Here is a 24,497-nt window from a genome sequence, read left to right as displayed (position 1 = left end):
CTTCGACGTGCATCACTTTCGGCACGCTTATATTTTGCGTCGCTTATGAATTGCAGGTAGGATGCCTCGCCATGTTTCGCCTTATCCATACGCAGAATGACTGGGAAGGCGACATGTGTTTGCGCAGAAGCAATCGTTTGTATTGCGCTCTGCCAGGCAGGACTATCACGATAATGGTTCAGACAGGCAAACAGGTAACTCAATGAAAACAAGCAATAAAAGCGCAGCCGATCATCATGCTGCTAAACGTCGCTGGTTGAACTCCCACGAAGAGGGCTACCACAAAGCGATGGGCAACCGTCAGGTTCAAATGATCGCCATCGGCGGCGCTATCGGAACGGGTCTGTTTTTAGGTGCGGGTGCGCGTCTGCAAATGGCTGGCCCGGCTCTCGCCCTGGTCTATCTGGTGTGCGGGATCTTCTCTTTCTTCATTCTTCGTGCGCTGGGCGAACTGGTGCTGCATCGCCCTTCCAGCGGAAGCTTCGTCTCTTACGCCCGTGAATTCCTCGGTGAAAAAGCGGCCTACGTTGCGGGCTGGATGTACTTCGTTAACTGGGCAATGACCGGTATTGTCGATATCACCGCCGTTGCGCTGTATATGCACTACTGGGGCGCGTTCGGCGACGTTCCGCAGTGGGTCTTTGCGCTTGGCGCGCTGGCGATTGTCGGCACCATGAACATGATCGGCGTGAAGTGGTTCGCGGAGATGGAGTTCTGGTTTGCGCTGGTCAAAGTGCTGGCCATCGTGGTGTTCCTGGTCGTGGGTACCGTCTTCCTCGGCAGCGGCAAGCCGCTGGACGGCAATGCCACCGGCTTCCATCTGATAACCGATAACGGCGGATTCTTCCCGCACGGTCTGCTGCCTGCGCTGGTTCTGGTTCAGGGCGTCGTGTTCGCCTTCGCCTCCATCGAACTGGTGGGAACCGCAGCAGGTGAATGTAAAGATCCGCAGACCATGGTGCCAAAAGCCATCAACAGCGTGATCTGGCGTATCGGTCTGTTCTACGTCGGTTCCGTGGTGCTGCTGGTTCTGCTGCTCCCGTGGACTGCCTATCAGGCGGGTCAAAGTCCGTTCGTGACCTTCTTCTCCAAGCTGGGCGTGCCTTACGTTGGCAGCATCATGAACATCGTGGTCCTGACGGCGGCGCTCTCCAGCCTGAACTCCGGGCTTTACTCTACCGGTCGTATCCTGCGCTCAATGTCGATGGGCGGTTCTGCGCCGAAGTTCATGTCGAAGATGAGCAAGCAGCAGGTTCCCTATGCGGGGATTCTGGCAACGCTGGTGGTTTACGTCTTTGGCGTGTTCCTGAACTATCTTGTGCCGTCCCGCGTATTTGAGATCGTTCTGAACGTGGCTGCACTGGGCATTATCGCCTCCTGGGCCTTTATTGTGGTCTGCCAGATGCGTCTGCGCAAAGCGATCAAAGAAGGCAAAGCGGCCGATGTGAGCTTCAAGATGCCGGGCGCACCGGTGACCTCCTGGCTCACCCTGCTGTTCCTGTTCAGCGTGCTGGTGCTGATGGCGTTCGATTACCCGAACGGTACCTACACCATCGCGACCATTCCGCTGCTGGCCGTGCTGCTGATTGCCGGCTGGTTCGGCGTGCGTAAGCGCGTTCACGAGATCCACAGCACCGCGCCGGTTCATCACGACGATGAAAAACACGACGCGCCGCTGATGGAAGAAACCTCGCGTTAATAAAAAAGCCGGGTGGCGGCTTCGCCTACCCGGCCTACTTCTCATGGTTTTGTCGGCCCGGTAAGCGCAGCGCCACCGGGCAGTTCCCACCTTACAGCGCGATACGAATGACGTCGTCAGGCTGGGTGGCTTCCTGCTGGCGAGTCGATTTTTGTTTCACCGTCACGTACAGGGTTTTGCCATCCGCAGAGAGCGCCAGGCTGTTCGGGTAAACCGGCGTGTCGAAGGTTTTTGTGACCTTATAAGATTTCGCGTCAATCACGCTCACCTTGCCCGCTTCGCGGTGCGTCAAGTAGACTTCATTGCGCGTTGGGTTAAACAGGACCGCCAGTGATTCAGGCGCGGCGATCTTCTCCATCACGCTACCGTCTTTCAGGCTCACCACCAGCACTTCAGGCTGTTTTGAATCGGTCAGGAACGCGCGCTGGCCGGCGGTATCGAGGCTCAGGTTCAGGTAGAAGTGCTCTTTACCGTCATCCTGTACTTTTTTACGGCTCAGGATTTTGTTGGTGGCCGTATCAATGGTTACCAGCTCGCCGTCCGCATTCGTGGTGTACAGACGTTTTGCCTGCGCATCCAGCGCCAGGCCTGTGCTGTACGTACCGGTATTGGCAATGGTGTCTTTCAGCTTCAGCGTTGCGCCATCCACCACCCAAATCACGCTCTCTTTGCCGACACCGGTGATGTAAATCGTGTTGCTCGCGTCATCCGCCACCAGCTGGCGCGGCTGCAGCGGCTTGACGGTTTCACTGCGCTGGCGATTATCGAGCACCAGACGCCCTTTCACGTCGCCCGTTTTCGCATCGATGGCCGTCACCGCGCCGTTGATAGTGTTGCCAAACCACAGGGTTTGCGTCGCGCCGTCGAGAGTGGCGCCAAAGGGTTTGAGATCGCTATGAATCGCCTGCGTCACGTCCAGCGTGACCGGATCAAGGCGATAGATAACCCCGCCCTTATCGGTTTTGCGGCTTTGCGAGGTCGCCACCCACAGCGCATTTTCCTGCTGGCTGACCGCCATTTCATACGCCCCTTTGCCCACCGCTTTACGCAGCACCTCTTCGGCGGCATGCACCTGGAACGTCCCGGCAAGCAGTAAAGTGGCAGACAGCAGTGACAGGCTCAGACGCGGCGAGCACAGATGACGTAAAGACATAACAATTCCTTTTCTGAAAAGAGGGGTTTCCGCTGACATCACTTCCGGCAGGCAACGTCATGGCATTGCCTTTTGATAATGAGAATAGTAATCATTAATGGACTGAATGTGGAGTTTTTCTTTCGCGTCTCGCCTTTCATTAACGCAATGTGCGGTTATAGTTTTCAAAACATTTACAAAACCTTTAACATGTATGGACATGTTCCATTTGGTTCGTTTATACACCACAACCGGTTTTATTCATGAAAATCATTTCTGCCCGTAAGGCTTCTCTCCCGCTGCTGCTGGTTCCCGTTACTTTCGCGCCGCTAACTGCAATGAGCGCGGATGAACAGACCATGATCGTCAGCGCCACGCCGCAAACCGTATCGGAGCTGGATACCCCGGCCGCGGTCAGCGTCGTCAACGGCGATGACATGCGCCACGCCGCGCCGCGCATCAACCTGTCTGAATCCCTCGGCAGCGTCCCGGGACTGCAAATTCAGAACCGCCAGAACTATGCTCAGGACCTCCAGCTTTCGATGCGTGGGTTTGGTGCCCGCTCAACGTTTGGCGTGCGCGGTATCCGTATGTACGTCGACGGTATCCCTGCCACCATGCCGGACGGACAGGGCCAGACCTCCAACATCGATCTCTCCAGCGTGGAGAGCGTTGAAGTGCTGCGCGGCCCCTTCTCTGCCCTGTACGGCAACGCCTCCGGCGGCGTGATTAACATCAACACCCAGACCGGGCAGCAGCCGCCGACCATTGAAGCCAGCAGCTATTACGGCAGCTACGGTACCTGGCGCTACGGCATGAAGGCCACCGGCGCGATGGGTGACGGCACCCACGCGGGCGATGTGGATTACACCGTTTCCACCACCCGTTTCACCACCAAAGGCTACCGCGATCACAGCGGCGCGCGGAAGAATCTGGCTAATGCAAAGCTGGGCGTGCGTATTGACGACGTCAGCAAGCTAACGCTGATTTTCAACAGCGTGGACATGAAAGCCAACGATCCGGGCGGGCTGAGCTATCAGGAGTGGCAGAACAATCCGCGTCAGTCTCCGCGCGGCGATCAGTACAACACGCGCAAGACCATCAAGCAGACCCAGGCCGGTCTGCGCTACGATCGTCAGCTCAGCACGCAGGACGACCTTAGCGTGATGATGTACGCCGGCGAGCGTGAAATGACGCAGTACCAGTCGATTCCGTATCAGCCGCAGCTGAAAGCCTCCCACTCCGGCGGCGTGATTGATATGCAGCGTCATTATCAGGGTATCGATACCCGCTGGACGCACCGCGGCGAGCTGCTCGTGCCGGTGACGTTTACCACCGGCCTGAACTACGAAAACCTGAGCGAAGATCGTCGCGGATACGAGAACTTCGTGATGAACAACGGCGTGCCGGATTACGGCGTGAAGGGTGACAAGCGTCGAAACGAACGTAACCTGATGTGGAACGTTGACCCTTACCTGCAAACCAGCTGGCAGCTGACGCAGAAACTGTCGGTGGATGCGGGGGTGCGCTACAGCTCGGTGTGGTTTGATTCCAACGACCATTACGTTACGCCGGGCAACGGTGACGACAGCGGTGACGCGAGCTATCACAAGTGGCTCCCGGCCGGTTCCGTGAAGTATGCGGTGACGGACGCATGGAACCTCTACGCTGCCGCAGGGCGCGGCTTTGAAACGCCAACCATCAACGAACTCTCCTATCGTGCCGATAACCAGGGCGGCCTGAACATCGGCCTGCAGCCGTCCACCAACAACACGTATGAAGTGGGCAGCAAAACCCGCATCGGCAATGGCCTGCTGACCGCGGCGCTGTTCCGCACCGATACGGATGATGAGATCGTGGTGGATGCCAGCTCTGGCGGGCGTACCAGCTATAAAAATGCCGGTAAAACCCGTCGTCAGGGGGTGGAAGTCTCCCTCGACCAGCAGTTTGCCGAGAACTGGAAGCTGAAGATGGCGTGGACTTACCTGGATGCCACCTACCGGACTAACGTCTGCAGCGACGCAGACTGTAACGGTAACCGGATGCCGGGCATTGCCCGCAACATGGGTTACGCCTCGTTTGGCTGGCAGCCGGAAGAAGGCTGGTACGCGGGTTCTGACGTGCGCTACATGAGCGATATCATGGCCGACGACGAGAATACGGCGAAAGCGCCGTCGTATACGGTGGTCGGGCTGAACACCGGGTACAAATTCAACTACGGCAGCTGGGGCATGGACGTCTTTGGCCGCGTCGATAACCTGTTTGATAAAGAGTACGCGGGCTCGGTTATTGTCAACGAGTCTAACGGTCGTTATTACGAGCCTGCACCAGGCCGCAACTACGGGGTCGGGCTGTCGGTCTCTTATCGCTTCGAGTAAGCGATAAGAAAAGTTTATTTTATTAATGAAATAACGCTCCTGATGGCAATAAACCATCAGGAGTTATTCACCAGATAAATAATTAGGGGCGGAATATAGTCGCTCTGCTAAATAATCTCTTAGTTAAAATATTGTCGCTGTAAAAGCAAATTCGCTTCATCAATCACCTTATCAATCGCCTTCTGGCAGGCAACAACATCTCTTCGCTCAAGGGCAGAAAGCAGTTCGTCATAGTGATATGTCGAGGCTTTGATGTCGTTAAGCTCCTGATGCAGATAGTTCATACAGGGCCCGATGCGTACCCACAACTGCTCAATTAAGGCATTAAGCGTTGGCATTTCTGCATACTGATAAAGCGTAAACCGGAAGACGCGATTCGCATGCAACGCCTGCTGGACGTTCCCGTTGCGCATGGCCTCATGAAAGGCATCCGACAATTTGCGCAACGCCTCCAGCTTGCTATCAGACATATTCTGACAGGCCGCGGCGACCGCCATCGGCTCAAGCTGCTTGCGGATAGCGTTAATCTCGTTATAGCGCTCCAGCGTGACCTCCGGAACCAGAAATGCCTGGGCCGGCGTGGCGTGTAACGCCCCTGATGACACCAGGCGCAACAGCGCCTCGCGAACCGGGGTAATACTGGTACCTAATTTATCGGCGATCTCTTTCGTAATCAGTCGTGCCCCAGGTTTGAGTGAGCCTGTAATTAACGCTCCTTTCAAACTGTGTTCAACTTGCATGGTAAGACTGACCCTTTGGGCTTTTTCTAAGTGGTCCAAATCAAGCATGTTCAATTCCTGTAGCTAAAACTTAATGCTATTTTTTAAACGCCAGTTTTAATAAAACGACGCTGGTCCGATATATCCTGTATCGTCATGCCTGGTGGTGGGAAGTACGTAAAAACATCAAAAAAGCAAAATTTGTTTTTTTTATTGCTTTCGGGCCCATCCGGAAAGCGGGCGCGAAATGCCATGTCCATTAATTAAAGACAATATATCGTATCTTCACAAATAAATATGGCGGAAACCCCCGCCATAATGCTGTTTATTTATTGTCACTCGCGACGCGAATCACGACTTTGCCGAAGTTACGCCCTTCAAGCAGGCCAATCAGCGCCTCGGGCGCGTTCTCCAGCCCGTCCGTTACCTGTTCGCGATAGTGAATTTTGCCCTCCTGCACCCAGCGTCCCATCGCTTCCTGGAACTCCTTAATGCGGTGACCGTAGTCCTGGCCGATGATAAAGCCCTGCATACGAATGCGTTTCTTCAGGATGGTCGCCATCAGGAGCGGCAGACGATCCGGACCCTCGGGCAGGCCCGTCGCGTTGTAGCCGCTCACCAGGCCGCACACCGGCACGCGCGCGGAGGTATTCAGTAACGGCAGCACGGCGTCAAACACTTTCCCGCCTACGTTTTCATAATAGACGTCAATCCCGTTCGGGCAGGCGCGCTTCAGCTGTTCGGCAAAATCGGCCGCGTGGTGATCCAGACACAGATCAAACCCGAGGACCTCAACGGCATGGCGGCATTTTTCAGCACCACCGGCGACGCCGACCACCCGGCAACCTTTGATTTTACCGATCTGCCCGACGGTCGCGCCAACCGGGCCTGTCGCCGCGGCGACCACCAGCGTTTCGCCCGCTTTTGGCTGCCCGATATCCAGCAATCCCATATAGGCGGTAAAGCCCGGCATGCCAAGAATACCCAGCGCCCAGGAAGGATGTGACGGATTTTCGCCCAGCTTCACCAGGCCGCTGCCGTCTGAGAGTTCATATTCCTGCCAGCCGCTGTAGCCCAGCACCCACTCCCCGGCTTTGAAGTCGGGATGATTTGACTGCTCAACGCGGCTAACCGTTCCCCCCACCATCACCGCGCCAAGTTCAACCGGCGGTGAATAGGATGGCGCATCGCTCATGCGCCCCCGCATGTACGGGTCCAGCGACAGCCAGACGGTACGCAGCAAAAGCTGCCCCTCAGCCGGGGCGGGAACAGGCTGCGTTTCGAGACGAAAATTTTCCGCGACCGGCGCCCCCTGTGGACGAGAGGCCAGTACCCAGTGGCGATTTTGCGAAACAGGTTGATTCATCGGGATCTCCTTCTGGTACACATGTCATTACAGCCTGGCTCACGATCGGCGTTATCGCATTAGCATTACGAGGCAGACTGGTTAAGCCGTACAACCAGATAAATGCAGGTTTCATTCGTTTCGTTGATGAACCGGCAGTCATTTGGCGGCCCCAGCTCGAGACAGTCTCCGGCGCGCATTTCGTGGCGCGTATCGCCCTCCTGGAACACCAGCTCGCCGGACTGGAGCCAGATAAGCTGACGTGCCAGCGCGTAAGAGGAGGCAGGCATCGGAACATCGCTGCCCGCGGGCAGTTCAACCTGAACAAGGTCGATGGGCAGATCGGTGCGGGGAGAAACATGGCGGCGGAGGTAGTGCGTCTGTGGGTCGCGCCAGACGGGCTGGTTTGCAAGGCGCAGCAGCTTGCCTTCCTGCATTTCGGCCCGGGCAATAAGCGTTGACATGCTGATGCCAAACGCGCCGGACAGGCGAGCAAGCAAGGTGGCCGTCGGGCTGCTGTCTCCGCGTTCAATCTTGTGGATCATCGCGCGCGAGACCCCTGCCCGGTCAGCAAGCTCGCTCAGGGACCATCCGCGAGACTCGCGTTCAAGGCGAATTCTTGCGCTAATCCGTTGATTCATCGTGTCTGTTATGGTGTTCATGACGTCATACTATAGTGTATGAACGGCATTTCAATGGGCTTTTGATAACAAAAAAATATGGCTTATGCCGTAGCGATCGGGCGATACGATTGTGTAATATCGTAGGAATAACGTAATACTATAGTGAACAACACACAGAGGGTTAATCATGATCGTTCGTCATGCCTGCAAAGAAGACTGCGCCGCGATTGGAGAAATCTACAACCATGCGGTGCTGCATACTGCCGCGATCTGGAACGATAAAACCGTCGATACCGATAACCGAATCGCGTGGTTTGAGGCGCGCACGCTCGCGGGTTACCCGGTTCTGGTGAGTGAAGAGAACGGCGTTATCACCGGTTACGCCTCTTTCGGCGACTGGCGCGCCTTTGACGGTTTCCGTCATACGGTTGAGCATTCGGTCTACGTCCACCCGGACCATCAGGGCAAAGGCATTGGCCGCACGCTGATGATCGCGCTGATTAACGAGGCCCGTGCCATCGGTAAACACGTAATGGTGGCCGGTATTGAAGCGCAAAACCATGCCTCGATTCACCTCCACGAAACGCTTGGTTTTGTCACCACGGGGCAGATGCCGCAGGTGGGAACCAAGTTTGGCCGCTGGCTGGACTTAACCTTTATGCAGCTGCAGCTGGACGAGCGCAGCGATCCGGACGCTATCCCATGAATCAGTCACTGACGCTGGCGTTTCTGGTGGCGGCGGGAATAGGTCTGGTGGTGCAAAACACCTTAATGGTGCGTATCACCCAGTCCTCGTCCACCATTCTTATCGCGATGCTGCTGAACTCCCTGGTCGGCATTGTGCTGTTTGTCAGCATTCTGCTGCTGAAACAGGGCGTCGCCGGATTTAGCGAGCTGGCCGCAACGGTGCGCTGGTGGACGCTTATCCCGGGGCTGCTGGGGTCGTTTTTCGTGTTTGCCAGCATCAGCGGGTATCAGAACGTTGGCGCGGCGACGACTATCGCCGTGCTGGTGGCAAGCCAGCTGATTGGCGGGCTGGTTATGGACGTGCTGAGGAGCAATGGCATTCCGCTGCGCGCCCTGATTGGCCCGGTGTGCGGCGCGGTGATGCTGGTCGTCGGAGCCTGGCTGGTGGCGCGACGCCAGTTTTGAACGTTACAGTATGGTGCCGCCTTTGGTCAGCTGTTCCTCACGCGCGTCCATCTCTTCTTTATGCTGCTTACCGTGGTGTGAAATCGCGGTACGCAGGCGCTGCTGCTGGGTGTAGCGATCTTCACGGCTGAGCTCTGCGTCATCGCTTAATTCGATCAGCAGTTCATTCATATGGGTGATGACGCTCTCTTCGATGGCGGCATCGACACGGGCGGTAACTTCATTTAAATGTGACATTGTCACTCCTTTTTATGTGCCCGGTGGCGCTATGCTTACCGGGCCTACGGGGTCCAAATGTAGGCCGGGTAAGGCGTAGCCGCCACCCGGCGATAAAACGCTTAGTTCAGCTTCGCTTTGGAGAAATCGCTGCCCATCAGGCTCACGCTGTATCCGGTCACGTTGCTGCGGGTTGCATAGAACGTTTTCCCGTTTGCCAGTGCGATCCACGGCGCCTGCTGGTAGAAGATCTCCTGCGCCTGGCCGTAGAGTTTGGCGCGCTCGGCCGGGCTGCTGGTCAGCTTCGCTTTTTGCACCAGATCATCATAACCCTTATCACACCAGCGCGCGGCGTTTGATCCGGTTTTAATGCTGTTGCAGCCCAGCAGCACGTCGGCAAAGTTGTCCGGATCGCCATTATCGGACATCCAGCCAAACAGCGCGGAGTCATGCTCGCCTTTACGCATCCCGGAGAGATATTCCCCCCACTCGTAAGAGACAATTTTGGCCTTCACGCCGACTTTCGCCCAGTCGCTCTGGATCATCTCCGCGATACGGCGCGAGTTCGGGTTATAAGGACGCTGAACCGGCATTGACCACAGCGTGACTTCCGCCCCCTTCTCCAGCCCCGCCTGCTTCAGCAGCGCTTTCGCTTTTTCAGGATCGTAGCTGTAGTCCTTCAGGTCTTTATTAAAGCCCAGCATATTTGGCGGGATCGGCGATTTTGCCACCGTACCGGACCCCATAAAGACCGCATTGACGATAGCCTTTTTGTCGGTCGCGTAGTTAAGCGCCTGACGCACCAGCACGTTATCAAACGGTTTTTTCTCGGTGTTGAACGCCAGATAGCCGACGTTCAGCGCATCGACCGAGTGTAGCGTCAGGTCTTTGTTGTTTTTGATCGCGTCAAACTGAACCGGGGACGGTGCAGGAATGATCTGGCACTCGTTGGTCTGCAGCTTCGCCAGACGGGTTTCCACATTCGGCGTGATGGAGAAGATGAGATGCTTCGTCGGCACCTCGCCTTCCCAGTAGTTCGGGTTAGCGACGTAGCGAATCAGCGAATCCACTTTGTACTGCTGCAGGACATAAGGCCCGGTACCAATCGGCCAGGTGTCCACGTTTTCAGGCGTGCCTTTTTTCAGCATCGCGTCGGCGTATTCGGCGGAGAGAATCGAGGCGAAATCCATCCCCCAGTCGGCCAGAAACGCGGCGTTAGGCTCGCTGAGGGTAAACTGAACGTGATAGTCGTCGACCTTTTTCACGTCCTGAATCAGCTTATCGAGCCCGACGTCGTTAAAGTATTCGTAGTTGCCCTGCGACACGTTGTGATACGGGTGTTTAGGGTCTTTCTGACGCAGAACCGAGAAAATAACGTCATCGGCGTTAAAGTCGCGCGTCGGTTTGAAGTATTTATTGCTGTTGAACTTCACCCCTTTGCGCAGGGCAAAGGTATAGGTCTTGCCGTCCGGCGAAATCGTCCAGGACTCCGCCAGCGACGGAACCGGGGTGTTTTTCACCGGGTCGAAATTGATCAGGCGGTTGTATAGCACCTGAGAGCTGGCCACAAAAGACGGGCCAGAGCTGGCGATTTGCGGGTTGAAGGACTCGGGGGACGCTTCAGAACAGTAAATAAGGGTGTCGTTGTTTGCCGCCCATGCGGCACCTGCTGGTAACAGCGCGCTCAGCGCAAGGGCGAGCAGTGTTTTCCCTGTAGACATGGTTATAACCCTGACAGTTTTATTATATAAGACAGTAATAACAGCACAGGCGATATGACCTGGCAAATAACGAAACACTATCAGGTTATTCTAAAGCCGCGTTTTTTGCTGTTTTAACCGCCAGCCCCCAAAAAGTTGATTTGCCTTAAGGACCATTATTCGTCAAGCACAACCGTCACTTTCTATGCCGCAAGAAATCGGCCCTTTTAGCGTCTCTTCCCCCGTTTGGTTGCTTCCTCGTTTCGTTAAAGTAACGGTGTGAAGAAGTATATGGGATCAAATCGTGGCAAAAACTCTTTTACGCAGCGGTAACCTGGATGACTTTCAGGCCGTTGGCGGCGGCGGACAAGCCGTTTTTGAATCAGCGTTACAAATCCGGGAAGCGCTCCGGTTGCGCAAACAACAGGCCATCGTTGACTGTCTGGCTATTCCTCAGGTCAACGATAGCGGTGACCGCGTGGACTGGTATTCCCCCGTTGAAGGGAGCGTAACCAGCTGGAAAGCGGCCGATGAAGATGACCGCTATCGCGCCCTGCGCTATCTGGAAAACACGCTGGCCAGCGTTGAGTCGTTAAGCAGGAAATGCCTCCATTCTCCCAAAACCGCGCAGCAGCTTTTTGGGTCTCTGCTGTCAAAGGCGTTTCAGTTCCCGGGTGAAAACTTCCTCTTCCTGGTGGACGGAAAGCCGGTCATCAGCTTCTGGGGGTTTGTAAACCTGAACGAAAATGCGCGCGACGATGTTCTCGACTGCCTGCGTGAATCGCTGGTCCCTGATCCCGCCCCCGTTGTCATTGAAGATCCTGAGCCCGAGCCTGAGCCTGAGCCAGAACCGGTGGTGGCCTTTGAACACGCCGACGAGCCGCTGATCGCCCCTTCCACGGTGGTGCGCATCACGCCGGAAGAGCTGTATGAGCCAGAGCCGGCACCGGCCGTTGCGCAACCCGTTCAGGAGACGGCTGTGCCGATCGTCGCGAAAAAGCGCCGCGTTCCCCTGTGGACCCTGCCGGTTGCCGTCGCGATCGTTGCCGCCGTTGCCGCACCGCAGCTGTGGCCAAAACAGTCCCCTTCCGCTGAGCCCGCCCCGGTGCCAGCACCTCAGCCCGTAGAGATTGCGCCAAAGCCGATCAAAGCGGTTGAGCCGCTGGCCATGAAATTACCGCTGCATCAGGCAGAGGTCCTGGCAAGCAAAGAAAAAGAGCCTGCTCTGGCGCCTGCGCCAGAGCCTGCCCCGGTGGTGATTGTCGCCATCCCGAAAGATGCCATGGTAATGGAAGCGAATCAGGTGAAAGCGGGATCGACGCGTTTCCTGAACGGCACCTGGCGTGCGGTTCTCGACGTGAAAGATCCGGTCACCGGCAAGCCGCCGTCAATGCGCTATCAGATCCAGAACAATAAAGGCTTCGCCCGGGTTGTCCATGGCGACAACGTTGTCTGCCGCGCGGAGGTCTTCTCCGGCCTGCACAGCAACGGCGAGCTGATGATTAAAAGTCGCGGTACTGCCCGCTGCACCGACGGCTCCCGCTACCCGATGCCGGAGGTTGCCTGTAAAGCAGGCGCCAGCGATATCGCGGAATGTCGCGCCCGTTATGATGCCAATACCGTCGTTCCCCTGACGTTCAAGAAAGCAGGTGCCTGATCCTATGCTGGTAAATCTTTGCGACTATAAACAAAGCGTCACGCTTATTGCCAACAGCGGCGTGCAGTTCCTTGATTTCGGTCTGACGCCGCAGGACACCGCCAGCAACGGGCGCTTCGTACGTAAAACCGCGAACGGCCCGCTGCTGCGGCTCGATTTCGACCTGGTTAACGGGCGCTATACCGTGCCGGGAACGAACGGCGGACAGCCTGAAGTGGTTAAACCGGAAACCACCATCCCGCTGCATCAGTCCCTGGCGGTGCTGGACGGCGTCTGGCTTCCGGTTCCGTTCCTGCGCTTCAACCCGCCGCGAACCTTTGTTGAGGGGCCGGATAACTGGGCCCGCGTTCAGGTGCGCAGGCTGGATACACCCGATACGGCGGGCAATACGCACCGCGTTACTCTCGCTCTTGACAGCCAGATTGCCGAACACGCCACGTCCGCCCTGTCTCCGGTTGAAAACGATATTCTGAACGGGACCCGTTTCGCGCTGGCCTGGCGAGACAATGAGGTTGAAAGTTTCCTCGACCAGACCTGGATTGACGGCTGGCTGCGCGAGGCATTTACCCAGTATGCCGACGGCGTTGAAAACCGCTCAGAACGCGATCTCCAGCAGGCGATGCGCGGGTTTGAATATCAGGCCCACTGGCTCAACCTGATGACCATGCTCGGTGAACAGCTCACCGTGCCGGAAGTGAAATTTGTTACCCATACGCTCAGCACGCCTGCCATTCCGGTCGACCTTATCCTCGACGTGGGCAATACCCACACCTGCGGCGTCATTATTGAAGACCACGGCGACGCCAACGATGGCCTGCGCCAGACCGCCGAGCTGCAGGTCCGCTCGCTAAGCGAGCCACAGTTCCTGAATGCGCCGCTGTTCACCAGCCGTCTTGAGTTTTCGGAAGCGCGCTTTGGCAAGCAGCACTTCTCGGTTGAAAGCGGTCGCGAAGATGCCTTTGTCTGGCCGTCGATTGTTCGCGTGGGCGATGAAGCCCGCAAGCTGGCGATGCAGCGTCTTGGGACCGAAGGCAACAGCGGCATCTCCAGCCCGCGTCGCTACCTGTGGGATGAAACGCCGGTCGTGCAGGACTGGCGCTTTAGCCAGATGAACAGTAAAACCCAGCGTGAGCCGCTTGCCACCGCGTTTCCGCTGATGAACCTGATGAACGATGACGGCGAACCGCTCTTCACGCTGCCGCAGGACGAGCGGCTGCCGGTCTTCTCGCCGCAGTACAGCCGCAGTACGCTGATGACGCACATGCTGTGCGAGCTGCTGGCGCAGGCGCTGGGGCAGATCAACAGCGTCGCCACGCGCCTGCGTCTGGGCTTTCCGGCGTCGCCGCGCCAGCTGCGCACTCTGATCCTGACCCTGCCCTCGGCCATGCCAAAGCAGGAGCGCGAGATTTTCCGTCGCCGCATGTTTGAAGCCATCGCCATCGTCTGGAAAGCGATGGGATGGCACCCGCAGGATGAGGATTTTGTCACCCGCAAACAGCAGGATAAAAGCGTGGTGCCGGTTCCTGAAATCCAGATGGAGTGGGATGAAGCCAGCTGCGGTCAGCTGGTCTGGCTGTATAACGAAGCGATCTCCCGCTTTGGCGGTCAGACCGAAGCCTTCTTCGCCTCCCTGGCCCGCCCGGACCGTGAGCCTGAGCCGGGTAGCCAGCCGGGCCGCGCGCTGCGCGTCGCGTCCATCGACATCGGCGGCGGCACAACGGATATGGCGATCACCCATTATCAGCTGGACGACGGTTCCGGCAATAACGTCAAGATCACCCCGCAGCTGCTGTTCCGTGAAGGGTTTAAGGTTGCGGGCGACGATACGCTTCTGGATGTGATTCAGCGCTACGTGTTGCCCGCCCTGCAAACGCAGCTGCAGAAATCCGGCATCGCGGACGCCTCGCTGCTGATGGCTTCGCTGTTCGGCGACTCCGGGCGCATCGATACCCAGGCCGTGCTCCGTCAGCAAACGGCGCTTCAGCTGTTTATGCCGATTGGCCATGCCATCCTTGCCGCGTGGGAATCGAGCGACGTTGACGATCCGCTGGCCGGTCTGCATGCCACCTTTGGCGATCTCCTGCCGCAGAAACCGACCCGTAACGTGATGAATTACCTGCAGCAGGCGATCGATCATGCCCTGCCTGCGGGTTCAGACGCGTTTGACCTGTTCGCCGTGCCGCTGCACGTGAATTTCCGCGAAATGCAGGATGCGATGCTGGCCGGGCAGTTTACGCTGGCCTCGCCGCTCCACGCGGTGTGCGAGGCGATATCCCATTACAGCTGCGATATTCTGCTGATCACCGGACGCCCCGGCTGCCTGCCTGGCGTTCAGGCGCTCATTCGTCATCTGCAGCCGGTGCCGGTCAACCGCATCGTCTGGCTGGATAAATACCAGGTGCACGAGTGGTATCCGTTCAGCCAGCAGGGGCGCATTGGCAACCCTAAATCGACGGCCGCGGTGGGAGCCATGCTCTGCAGCCTGGCGCTCGACCTGCGTCTGCCGCGCTTCAACTTTAAAGCCGCGGACATTGGCGCGTATTCAACCGTGCGGTATCTCGGCGTGCTGGATAACACCGTCAATACCCTGCGCGAGGAAAACGTCTGGTATCAGGATATCGATCTCGATAAGCCGGGCGCGAAGCTCGACGCACGCCTGCACTTCCCGCTGCGCGGTAACGTCACCCTCGGCTTCCGCCAGCTGGCGAACGCGCGCTGGCCCGCCACGCCGCTCTACACGCTCAGCATTAACTCGGCTGAACTGGCGAAAGCCATTGCCGGTGACGGCGTGCTGAACGTGCGGCTGAAGCTCTGTGGCGGCAGCAAGCAGGAAGGCCCGGAGGCCTTCGAGCTGAGCGATGCCTGGCTGCAGGACGGCACGCCGGTTGCGCCTGACGCATTAACCTTCAAACTGAATACCTTGGCCGATCGCCGACACAGCGGTAGCCACTACTGGATCGACAGCGGGAGCGTATACCTGAAATGACAGCGACGACGACCACCACTCAGGCCTTAATCGGGTGGATTAATGAGACGCGCCTGAACGCCCCTGTGCTGGATAACGATGCTGACGCCCTGCTTGCTCGCATCAACTCGGCGCAGGCGCGGGAGCAGGCCATTGAACGCGCCATGACGCGCCAGAGCAGCATTGGGCTTTACGGTCATTCGCAGAGCGCGAAAGCCCATCTGCTGTTATCCCTGTGCGGCAGCGGTAATGGACGCCTGAACGTGACGCCGGGCCAGCGCACCTTTGACTATTTTTCGCATATCAATCCGGGACATGCCCTGACCAACATGGCCGTCCGCTTCACCCGGGAAAGCCCGGAGGTGGCGGATGAGGCGTTCCCGCTGCGTCTGAGCCTGGTCACCGAGGCCGAACTGGTACAGCTGTTTATTGCCCGCACGACGCTGCATCCGCAGATGCGCGCCGTAGATAAGGCGGTCATTGAGACACGTCTGGATAAATGGCGCGGGCTGCGCCAGCCGCAGGGCGTGCCCGGTATCACCCCTCAGGAAGTGGGTGCAATTGCCCGCTTCTGGCAAAGCACCGTACCCGCCGCGAAACAGCAAATTGACGATGCCCTGTGGCATGAGTTCGCCCGGCTGGTGCCATCGCTCGATCTCAGCACGCGGGCCAGCGTCTGGTCGCTGCTGTGGGGCGAGCAGCAGGAGTTGACCCAGCAGTGGTTAAAACTGGCCCATGTGCTGCATCAGACCAGCCATGCCAGCGAGCTTGCTGCCCCGCTTAGCCTGCTGGTGGACAGCTTTGGCCTGCCGGGTGAAGGGTTCCTTACGCACGACGGTACGTTAGATCTTCAGGACGCACAGGAGACGCTGCTTCATCCGTTGAACAGCGGTGAAATGCTAAACGCCATCAGCATCCCCGTCGACGTGCTGGCCTTCCTGACCCGCGAGCTGGTGCTGCCGGTTGAGAACGGCGCGCTGGATAACGTCGATATTATTGATATTCCGGTTTTTGAAGATAACCGTGCCGACCCGCTACGCCAGGCGAAATCCCAGTGGCTGCTCGAGCATTACCGTCAGCAGCTTCAGCCTGATGTGCTGGTGATTTGTAATGCGACGGCGCAGCACGAACAGACGGCCAAAAAAGCAAAAGTGTTGATGAACTGGGTCAAGGAGACGCAGCCTGCTGAAGAATCTGCCCTGCCGGGGCTGGTGTGGGCGATTACGCCACACGACGCCCGCTTTACCACCCGGCAGAATCTCGATGAAGCCGTACAGCATCTGCTCGGAAAGCCGGGTTTACGCTGGGGCACGCTGCAGGCGCTGGACAGCCACAGCATGCAGCGCGTCATCGAATGGCTGTCTCAGGCCACGCTGCCCGCGCAGCGACAGAAGCGTCTCAGCACGCTGAAAGGCCTGCTGCGACAGGAGCTCTCATCGCTGATGCAGAGCTATCTGGCACCTCTGGTTGAAGAGCCGGGGACAAGACGCGCTCAGGCCGAAAACATGGTGCGCACGCTGCAAAGCAGCGCCGCCCGTCACGGCGAACTGCTTGAAGGCCTGCTGCCGCCGCTGAAAGCCTTTGAAACGCTGCTCGCCGTTCAGCAGCCGCGCGAGGAGCAGGTGAACGGGCTGTTTACGGACACCATTGACCTGTTTGCCGAGAATGCGCAGGAAAGCACCGGCCTGTTCCAGACAAAAGACAAAGCGCGTCTGGCGCACAGAGTCTGGATGAATCATCTGCGTCAGTGGAGCCGCAATGAGGCCACGGCCGCGCGCCTTGGGCTGGAGCCTTCGGTATTACAGCAAATCGCGGATGTGCTGGTGGTCACCAGCTACCGACTTGATCTGCCTCAACAGCTTCAGCGTATCGTCGAAGCGGATAAAAGCAGCGCGGCACAGCTGCATGCCGTGATGGGCAATTTCATTGGCTGGCTGGGTTACGACCAGACGCCCGTGGCGTTACGTCCGGCAAGCCGCATCCGCAAGGGCCAGTCAATCTTCGTTACGCCAGTGGTAAGCAGCGCCGAGCCCCGCTTGACGCGACTGGGGGAACAGCCTGTGCATGCGGCCACCGCGTACGTTTACGACTGGCTGGTCGCACTCTATAGCCGCGCGATAGAGAACATTGATTACCAGCATCCGCATGATGTTCAGCCCGGTGCGCGTCAGGCCTTACACGCGTTATTACGCTAAACGCTGATTAACAATGTAGCCGCATTTCTTGCCGGGTGGCGCTGCCGCTCACCCGGCCTACATTCTTCATCGTTGTCGGCCCGTGTAAGCGTAGCGCTGCCGGGCGAAACTTTTGCGCACATCACTCCGTCATACACTCGGCTAACGTCTGTGCCAGCGCAGACGGGTTTTCCCACGACATCGAGTGCCCCGCCGCAGGGATGATTTTTACCTCAACGCCCTTTTGCTTCAGATTGTCCACATCGTCATCCGGCAGGGACAGCTCGCCGAAAATCAACGTTACCGGGCAAGGAAGTGACAGGAACTGCGCTTCCCATTCGGGCTCAACGCCTGTCACCAGGCTCAATGCGCCCCGCCAGACGGCATACGGCGCATTGCTTTGCAGACACCCCGCCCACGCCGTTTTTTCCGCGCTGAGCATGGCGTCATAGCCCTGGTTCAGAAACTGTTGCTCGGTTTGCGCTGCAATAGACCGGCTAAACATCCCCCCACCCGCATGAAAATTGGGCTCTGACACCATCAGCCCCTTCACGCGCGTTGCAAGCAGCCCCGCCGTTTCGATTGCAATGCTGCCGCCCATGCTGTGGCCATATAACCAGAAGACATCCAGCTTAAGGTCGTCAATCAGCTCCGCCACAACGTGGGCCTGGTCGGTGGTTTTATAGCTGTAGTGTTCAGGCTTGTCGCTGTAGCCGCTGCCGGGCAAATCGATGAGAATCGCTCTGCGCGCGCCAAACAGCGGGTCATGAGCGACACGGGGATATTCATAGGAAGAGGCGCAGCCCAGCCCGTGAATGAACACCACGGGATCGCCGGTGCCGGGCAGGTCATGCCAGCGCACGGTACAACCGGCCTGCTGCGAGTAAAAACTGTTCATAAGCACTCCTTTTACGATGTACTGTGTATTTATACAGTTACCGTATCTGGAATGCCATATTCATCTTTTAAAAATGGAAGCGTGCTTCAGAAAAGCGAGACCAGCAGCGCAACCGGAAAGCTCATTGGCCAGGTTGACCCCACCAGAAAAGCGCTGAGCAGGCGGATACGTTTGCGGTCTTTAGAGAGGAACCAGGTAATTAATGCGCAGATGGAAGCCATGATTGCGTAAAAAACCAACATCTTTTGATACAACGTCATTCTGTATACCAGAGCCGAAAAAATAACCGCACGCAATATGCGTCATATGTTGATACAGATCAAGTTTTTTCGTTACAGAATAACCACTTAAAAATTACGGATAATAACAATTGAGTATCTTGCGTAACACTCATGGCGGGCGTGGGAAACGCCTGGCCGCGCATGCGACCAGGCGCGACGGACTTAGTGTTTGATCATGACATGCCGCACGACCGTATAATCCTCAAGCCCGTAGACCGACATATCTTTGCCGTAGCCGGATAATTTCATGCCCCCGTGCGGCATTTCGCTCACCAGCATAAAATGAGTATTCACCCAGGTGCAGCCGTACTGCAGGCGCGCGCTCAGGCGATGGGCGCGGCCCACGTCTTTGGTCCAGACCGATGACGCCAGGCCATACTGCGAATCGTTCGCCCAGGCCAGCACCTGCGCCTCGTCATCAAACTCGGTGACGCTCACCACCGGGCCAAACACCTCCCGCTGAACGATGGCGTCGTCCTGTTTTGCCCCCGCCAGCAGGGTTGGCTGGAAGTAGTAGCCCGCCCCCTCTTTTTTGCTTCCGCCCGTGACAACGCGGATATGGCCGAGCGCTTTCGCCTCATCGACCGCCTGACAGACGCGTGAAAGATGGGCGGCCGAGCTGAGCGGGCCCAGTTCGGTAGAGGCATCCTCCGGCGCACCCATTTTAAGGCTGGCGACCGCTGCGCCCAGCTTTTCCACCAGCGCGGCATAAATGCCCTTCTGGGCATAAATACGGCAGGCCGCCGTACAGTCCTGCCCGGCATTGTAGAAACCAAACGTCCGCACCCCTTCGACAACCGCATCCAGGTCGGCATCATCAAAGACGATAACCGGCGCTTTACCACCCAGCTCCATGTGGGTGCGTTTAATGGAGGATGCCGTATGGCCGATGATATGTTCCCCGGTAGCAATCGAACCGGTCAGCGAGACCATACGAACTTTTTCATGCCCGGTAAGCGGATCGCCCACCGTTTTACCGCGACCAAACAGGACGTTCAGAACACCTGCCGGGAAGATATCTTTTGCCAGTTCTCCCAGCTTCAGCGCGGTCAGGGGCGTGATCTCTGAGGGCTTAATCACCACGCAGTTCCCAGCCGCCAGGGCGGGCGCTAGCTTCCAGGCCGCCATCATCAGCGGATAGTTCCAGGGGGCAATAGAGGCAACCACGCCCACCGGATCGCGGCGGATCATCGACGTGTGGCCGTCGAGGTACTCCCCGGCGGCCAGCCCGTTCAGACAGCGGGCGGCCCCGGCAAAGAAACGGAAAACGTCGACCACCGCCGGAATTTCATCACCCAGAGCACAGTGCAGCGGCTTGCCGCAGTTGAGGGATTCGAGCCGGGCAAAGTCCTCCCCATGCGCTTCAATCGCATCCGCCAGCTTCAGCAGGCACTCGGCACGCGTCTTCGGCGTGGTTTGCCCCCACTCCGCAAAAGCACGGTCGGCCGCCTGAACCGCCGCGTCGACCTGAGCCGCTGACGCCTCGGCAATCTCCAGCAGGAGTTCTCCAGTGGCCGGGTTATAGACCGGCTGTTTCTCTCCCTCTCCGGTTACCAGTTTTCCCTCTATCAGCAGTTGTGTTTGCATAGCATTTTCCTGTTGAATTCACTGTTATTTCCCGCTGCCGGCGATGTTCTCGCCGTCGCGGGTTAGCCACCAGGCTCCCAGAATGGGGATGGTCGTCACCAGCATCACCAGCAGTGCTACGACGTTGGTGACCGGCACGTCGCGCGGACGGCCGAGCTGATTGAGCAACCACAGCGGTAACGTGCGCTCGTGTCCCGCCGTAAACGTTGTGACGATTATCTCGTCAAACGACAGGGCAAACGCCAGCATTCCTCCGGCCAGCAGCGCGGAACCCAGATTGGGCAGCACCACATAGCGGAAGGTTTGCCATCCGTCGGCCCCGAGATCCATCGACGCTTCCACCAGGCTCCAGGAGGTGCGTCTGAACCGGGCAATCACGTTGTTAAACACCACCACCACGCAAAAGGTGGCGTGTCCCACCACGATGGTGAAAAACCCCGGCTCAAGGTCAATCGTTTTGAATGCCGTCAGCAGCGCCAGGCCGGTGATGATCCCCGGTAACGCAATCGGCAACAGCAGCAGCAGCGAGATCGCATTCTTGCCAAAAAACTCGCTTCGCCACAGCGCCGCTGCAGCAAGCGTGCCAAGCACAAGGGCAATCGCGGTGGACAGCGCGGCAATTTGAAGTGACAACGTCACGGATTCAATAATATCGCCGCGCCCCGCCGCCACGCTAAACCACTTCAGCGTCAGCCCCTGCGGCGGAAAGCTAAAGGCCGCGTCTTCGGTGTTAAAGGCATAGGTCGCGATAATCAGCAGCGGGAAGTGCAGGAAGATGACGCCTCCCCAGGCTGCCACTTTCAGGAACAGCGGTGCGCGTTCAGAGTGCATCGAATGCTCCCAGACGTTTCACGAACGCCAGATAGAGTGAAATCAGCACGATGGGCACCAGCGTGAACGCGGCGGCCATGGGCATATTGCCAATGGCACCCTGCTGCGAGTAGACCATGTTACCGATGAAGTAGCCCGGCGGCCCCACCAGCTGTGGAACGATGAAATCCCCCAGCGTCAGGGAAAAGGTGAATATTGAGCCTGCCGCAATACCCGGGATCGCCAGCGGCAGAACGACGTAGCGAAAAGTCTGGCGAGGACGCGCGCCGAGGTCGGCTGAGGCCTGAAGTAGCGAGGCAGGCAGGCGTTCCAGCGCCGCCTGGACCGGCAGGATCATAAACGGCAGCCAGATATAGACGAAGACCAGAAATCGCCCCAGACCGGAGGTGGACAAGGTGTTGCCGCCAATCGCCGGGAGCGTAAGGAGTGAGGTCAGGATCGGCTCCAGCCCCATATGGTTGAGAAACCACTGCGCCACCCCGTCCTTCGCCAGCAGCAGCGTCCAGGCGTAGGCTTTGACGATATAGCTCGCCCACATTGGCAGCATCACAGCGATATAGAAAAACGCTTTCCACTTGCCGCGGGTGTATCGCGCCATGTACCACGCCATCGGGAAGGCCAGGATGGCGCTGGCAATCGTCACCGCAATCGCCATGGTTAACGTGCGCAGGATAATGTCGTAGTTTGCAGGGTTGAAAAGCGCCTGAATGTTCGCCAGGGTCAGATCCGGCGTGACGGCCATGGTGAAATCGTCAAAGGTGTAAAAACCTTGCCACAGTAGGGTCAGAAGCGATCCTAAATAGACGATGCCAAACCACATCAGCGGCGCGAGCAGAAGCAGGAACAGGCCGAGCGACGGTTTACGCCAGAACAGCGCCGTCATGCGGCTTAAGCGGCCGTGCGAGGCGGGAGGATGCGCAACGCTCATAGACATTTCACCTCTCCTCGAGCAGGCGAATCATCGCCTCGCGTGACCACGACGCCATCACCGCCTGCCCCGGCAAAATGCCGCTCAGCGGCGAGGTTTCACTGAGATTAGCCTGGCTCACCAGCAGCTTGGCACCGTCGGCGAGCTTCAGCTCCAGCCGCGTGGCCGCACCCTGATACTGAACGGCCTGCACGATACCCTGAACCTGAACGTCTCCGCCCTCATTTAGGCGAATATGTTCCGGGCGCAGGGAATAACTGCCTTCCATACCGCAAATTTTCTGCGCAAGGCCCGCATCAAAGACGTTAGAGGTGCCGACAAAACCAGCGACAAACGGCGTGCGCGGACGCATGTAGAGATCGCGCGGGGTATCCACCTGCTCGATGCGCCCGTTATTGAACACCGCCACCCGGTCTGACATGGAAAGGGCCTCGCCCTGATCGTGGGTGACAAAAATAAATGTGATACCGAGTTCCTGCTGAAGCTTCTTCAGCTCGAACTGCATCTGTTCACGCAGTTTGAGATCGAGCGCACCTAAGGGTTCATCCAGCAGCAGGACGCGCGGCTCATTGACAAGCGCCCGGGCAATCGCGACACGCTGCCGCTGGCCGCCGGAAAGTTGCGAGGGTTTGCGGGCAACGGCAAAGCTCAGGCCCACTTTTTCCAGGGCATCACGGGCCTGCGCATGGCGTTTTTTCTTGTCGATGCCTTTGACCATCAGCCCGTAGGCAACATTGTCGAGAATCGACATATGCGGGAACAGCGCGTAGTCCTGAAAGACGGTGTTCACATCCCGCTCCCAGGGAGGCAGTTCGCTCGCCTCTTTGCCGAAGATAGAAATCGTGCCGCCTGACAGCTGCTCAAAGCCGGCAATCAGACGCAGGCAGGTGGTTTTGCCGGAGCCCGAAGGCCCCAGCATGGAGAAAAATTCTCCGTCACGAATAGCAATGGTGACCCCATCCACCGCCCGTACGTCGCCGTACAGACGGGAAACATTGTTAAACTCTACCGCGTACGTCATGTTCTGCTCCCGGGCAATTAACGACCGCCCATGATGGCGATGTAATCCTGCGTCCAGCGGCTATAAGGGACAAATTTGCCGCCTTCTGCGATGGGGGTTTTCCAGAACATGATTTTGTCGAACTCGTTATAACCGTTTGTTTCGCAGCCTTTATCGCCCAGCAGCGTGCTGGCCTTACACCCTTCTGCAACCACGGGCAGGGAGCCAAACCAGGCCGCCAGATCGCCCTGCACTTTCGGCGTCAGCGACCAGTTCATCCATTTGTAGGCGCACATCGGGTGTTTTGCCTGCGCGTGCAGCATGGTGGTGTCCGCCCAGCCGGTCACTCCCTCTTTCGGAAAGACGGTGGCAACGGGCTGGTTTTCGGCCTTCAGGGCATTCGCCTGATACGGCCAGGCGCTGGAGGCCACGACGCCTTCATTTTTGAAGTCGCTCATCTGGACGGTGGTGTCATGCCAGTAGCGGTGGATCAGCGCGTGCTGGTCGCGAAGCACCTTGAGCACGGCGGCATACTGTTTTTCGGTGAGCTGGTATGGGTCTTTGATACCCAGCTGCGGTTGAGTGGCTTTGACGAACAGCGCGGCATCGGCGATATAAATCGGCCCGTCGTACGCCTGCACGCGTCCCTGATTGGTTTTACCGTCCGGCAGATCCTGTTTGGTAAAGACTACGCTCCAGCTGTCCGGCGGCGTCGGGAAGGTTTTGGTGTTGTACATCAGCAGGTTTGGCCCCCATTGATACGGCGTACCGTAGACCTTCCCGCCGACGTTAAACCATTCCCCTTTCACAATCCGCGCGTCGAGCGTTTTCCAGTTGGGGATGAGGTCGGGGTTAATGGGCTGGACGCGTTTCCCCATGATCAGGCGCAGGGAGGCATCACCGGAGGCGGTGACCAGGTCATATCCCCCTTTCGCCATCAGGCTGACCATTTCATCCGACGTGGCCGCCGTTTTGACGTTGACCGCACACCCGGTCTCTTTTTCAAACTGGGTGACCCAGTCATAATTTTTATCCGTCTGTCCGCGTTCGATGTATCCCGGCCAGGCGATAATATCCAGCCGACCTTCCCCCTCGCCGATGGCCTTTGGTGGTTCTGCGGCTTGCGCTGTCATGATAGTCATGCCGAGCGCGCACAGGCTGCTGCGGGCAAAATGTTTGCTCATAAGAGTTACTCCTGTCGCAATGAAATTT

The 24,497-nt window shown here is 57.8% G+C and carries 20 protein-coding genes; 7 read left to right on the top strand and 13 right to left on the bottom strand.

The annotated features are described in order from the left end of the window. The first annotated feature begins 202 nt into the window (after positions 1-202). Positions 203-1,699: an L-asparagine permease gene (ansP, locus tag P346_RS20425; RefSeq protein WP_032656853.1), complete on the top strand. Its 1,497-nt coding sequence runs from the start codon at positions 203-205 to the stop codon at positions 1,697-1,699. 91 nt (positions 1,700-1,790) lie between these two features. Here the strand turns inward: ansP and yncE are convergent, their stop codons facing one another. Next, a complete protein-coding gene (gene yncE, locus P346_RS20430) occupies positions 1,791-2,852 on the bottom strand; it encodes a 7-bladed beta-propeller protein YncE (protein ID WP_032656850.1) in 1,062 nt (353 codons plus the stop codon). Between the two features lie 242 nt (positions 2,853-3,094). Here yncE and pqqU point away from each other — a divergent pair, with 242 nt between their 5' ends. Then, positions 3,095-5,209, top strand: a complete 2,115-nt coding sequence (gene pqqU / locus P346_RS20435; RefSeq protein ID WP_032656849.1) for a TonB-dependent receptor PqqU — start codon at positions 3,095-3,097, stop codon at positions 5,207-5,209. A 119-nt stretch (positions 5,210-5,328) separates the two neighbouring features. Here the strand turns inward: pqqU and P346_RS20440 are convergent, their stop codons facing one another. From P346_RS20440 to P346_RS20450, 3 genes are all read right to left on the bottom strand, one after another. Then, positions 5,329-5,997 carry a GntR family transcriptional regulator gene (locus P346_RS20440; protein WP_023311981.1) on the bottom strand — a complete coding sequence of 223 codons (669 nt, stop codon included), beginning with the start codon at positions 5,995-5,997 and terminating at the stop codon, positions 5,329-5,331. 256 nt (positions 5,998-6,253) lie between these two features. Continuing rightward, on the bottom strand, positions 6,254-7,294 hold the full coding sequence (locus tag P346_RS20445) for an NADP-dependent oxidoreductase (protein WP_032656847.1): 1,041 nt from the start codon (positions 7,292-7,294) through the stop codon (positions 6,254-6,256). 65 nt (positions 7,295-7,359) lie between these two features. Further along, positions 7,360-7,935 (bottom strand): helix-turn-helix domain-containing protein, encoded by a 576-nt coding sequence (locus tag P346_RS20450; protein ID WP_032656845.1) that lies wholly within the window; start codon positions 7,933-7,935, stop codon positions 7,360-7,362. Between the two features lie 148 nt (positions 7,936-8,083). On the opposite strand from P346_RS20450, the gene P346_RS20455 reads away from it, so the two are divergent. Next, positions 8,084-8,602, top strand: coding sequence for a GNAT family N-acetyltransferase (locus P346_RS20455; RefSeq protein ID WP_032656843.1), 519 nt, complete (start codon positions 8,084-8,086; stop codon positions 8,600-8,602). Next, on the top strand, positions 8,599-9,048 hold the full coding sequence (locus tag P346_RS20460; protein ID WP_032656841.1) for a DMT family transporter: 450 nt from the start codon (positions 8,599-8,601) through the stop codon (positions 9,046-9,048). Before P346_RS20455 ends, P346_RS20460 begins: the two co-directional genes overlap by 4 nt. Positions 9,049-9,051: 3 nt before the next feature. Here the strand turns inward: P346_RS20460 and P346_RS20465 are convergent, their stop codons facing one another. Both P346_RS20465 and P346_RS20470 read right to left on the bottom strand, forming a co-directional pair. Beyond that, complete coding sequence (locus P346_RS20465) at positions 9,052-9,285, bottom strand: YdcY family protein (RefSeq protein WP_032647472.1); 234 nt, start codon at positions 9,283-9,285, stop codon at positions 9,052-9,054. Between the two features lie 101 nt (positions 9,286-9,386). Continuing rightward, a complete protein-coding gene (locus P346_RS20470; protein WP_032656839.1) occupies positions 9,387-10,985 on the bottom strand; it encodes an ABC transporter substrate-binding protein in 1,599 nt (532 codons plus the stop codon). A gap of 283 nt (positions 10,986-11,268) precedes the next feature. Between P346_RS20470 and P346_RS20475 the strand changes: the two genes are divergently transcribed. Genes P346_RS20475 through P346_RS20485 form a run of 3 tightly spaced genes read left to right on the top strand, consistent with a single transcriptional unit; the run spans position 11,269 to position 17,781 of the window. Next, the gene (locus P346_RS20475; protein WP_032656837.1) at positions 11,269-12,621 is read left to right on the top strand and encodes an SrfA family protein; all 1,353 of its coding nucleotides are present in this window, start codon (positions 11,269-11,271) and stop codon (positions 12,619-12,621) included. A 4-nt stretch (positions 12,622-12,625) separates the two neighbouring features. Continuing rightward, entirely contained in the window at positions 12,626-15,607 is a 2,982-nt protein-coding gene (locus P346_RS20480) for a virulence factor SrfB (RefSeq protein ID WP_032656836.1), read from the top strand. Next, positions 15,604-17,781 carry a virulence factor SrfC family protein gene (locus P346_RS20485; RefSeq protein ID WP_032656834.1) on the top strand — a complete coding sequence of 726 codons (2,178 nt, stop codon included), beginning with the start codon at positions 15,604-15,606 and terminating at the stop codon, positions 17,779-17,781. The genes P346_RS20480 and P346_RS20485 overlap by 4 nt, the downstream gene beginning before the upstream one ends. A gap of 121 nt (positions 17,782-17,902) precedes the next feature. On the opposite strand, the gene P346_RS20490 is transcribed toward P346_RS20485, so the two are convergent. The 7 genes from P346_RS20490 to ydcS all read right to left on the bottom strand — a co-directional run bounded on the left by P346_RS20490 (position 17,903) and on the right by ydcS (position 24,469). Continuing rightward, positions 17,903-18,658: an alpha/beta fold hydrolase gene (locus P346_RS20490; protein WP_032656833.1), complete on the bottom strand. Its 756-nt coding sequence runs from the start codon at positions 18,656-18,658 to the stop codon at positions 17,903-17,905. A gap of 86 nt (positions 18,659-18,744) precedes the next feature. Further along, positions 18,745-18,918, bottom strand: a complete 174-nt coding sequence (locus tag P346_RS0121360) for a GhoT/OrtT family toxin (RefSeq protein WP_013096478.1) — start codon at positions 18,916-18,918, stop codon at positions 18,745-18,747. Positions 18,919-19,101: 183 nt separating this feature from the next. Beyond that, complete coding sequence (gene patD / locus P346_RS20495; protein WP_032656831.1) at positions 19,102-20,526, bottom strand: aminobutyraldehyde dehydrogenase; 1,425 nt, start codon at positions 20,524-20,526, stop codon at positions 19,102-19,104. A gap of 24 nt (positions 20,527-20,550) precedes the next feature. Further along, positions 20,551-21,357, bottom strand: a complete 807-nt coding sequence (locus P346_RS20500; protein ID WP_029741505.1) for an ABC transporter permease — start codon at positions 21,355-21,357, stop codon at positions 20,551-20,553. Then, complete coding sequence (locus tag P346_RS20505; protein ID WP_023311994.1) at positions 21,347-22,291, bottom strand: ABC transporter permease; 945 nt, start codon at positions 22,289-22,291, stop codon at positions 21,347-21,349. The genes P346_RS20500 and P346_RS20505 overlap by 11 nt, the downstream gene beginning before the upstream one ends. 1 nt (position 22,292) lies before the next feature. Further along, positions 22,293-23,306, bottom strand: coding sequence for an ABC transporter ATP-binding protein (locus P346_RS20510; RefSeq protein WP_032656828.1), 1,014 nt, complete (start codon positions 23,304-23,306; stop codon positions 22,293-22,295). Between the two features lie 17 nt (positions 23,307-23,323). Beyond that, the gene (gene ydcS / locus P346_RS20515; RefSeq protein ID WP_032656827.1) at positions 23,324-24,469 is read right to left on the bottom strand and encodes a putative ABC transporter substrate-binding protein YdcS; all 1,146 of its coding nucleotides are present in this window, start codon (positions 24,467-24,469) and stop codon (positions 23,324-23,326) included. Positions 24,470-24,497: the final 28 nt, after the last annotated feature.

Origin of the sequence: Enterobacter sp. DC1 (genome assembly GCF_000568075.1) — a bacterium.
Classification (GTDB): Bacteria; Pseudomonadota; Gammaproteobacteria; order Enterobacterales; family Enterobacteriaceae; genus Enterobacter; species Enterobacter asburiae.
This window is presented reverse-complemented; position numbering and strand designations above follow the sequence as displayed.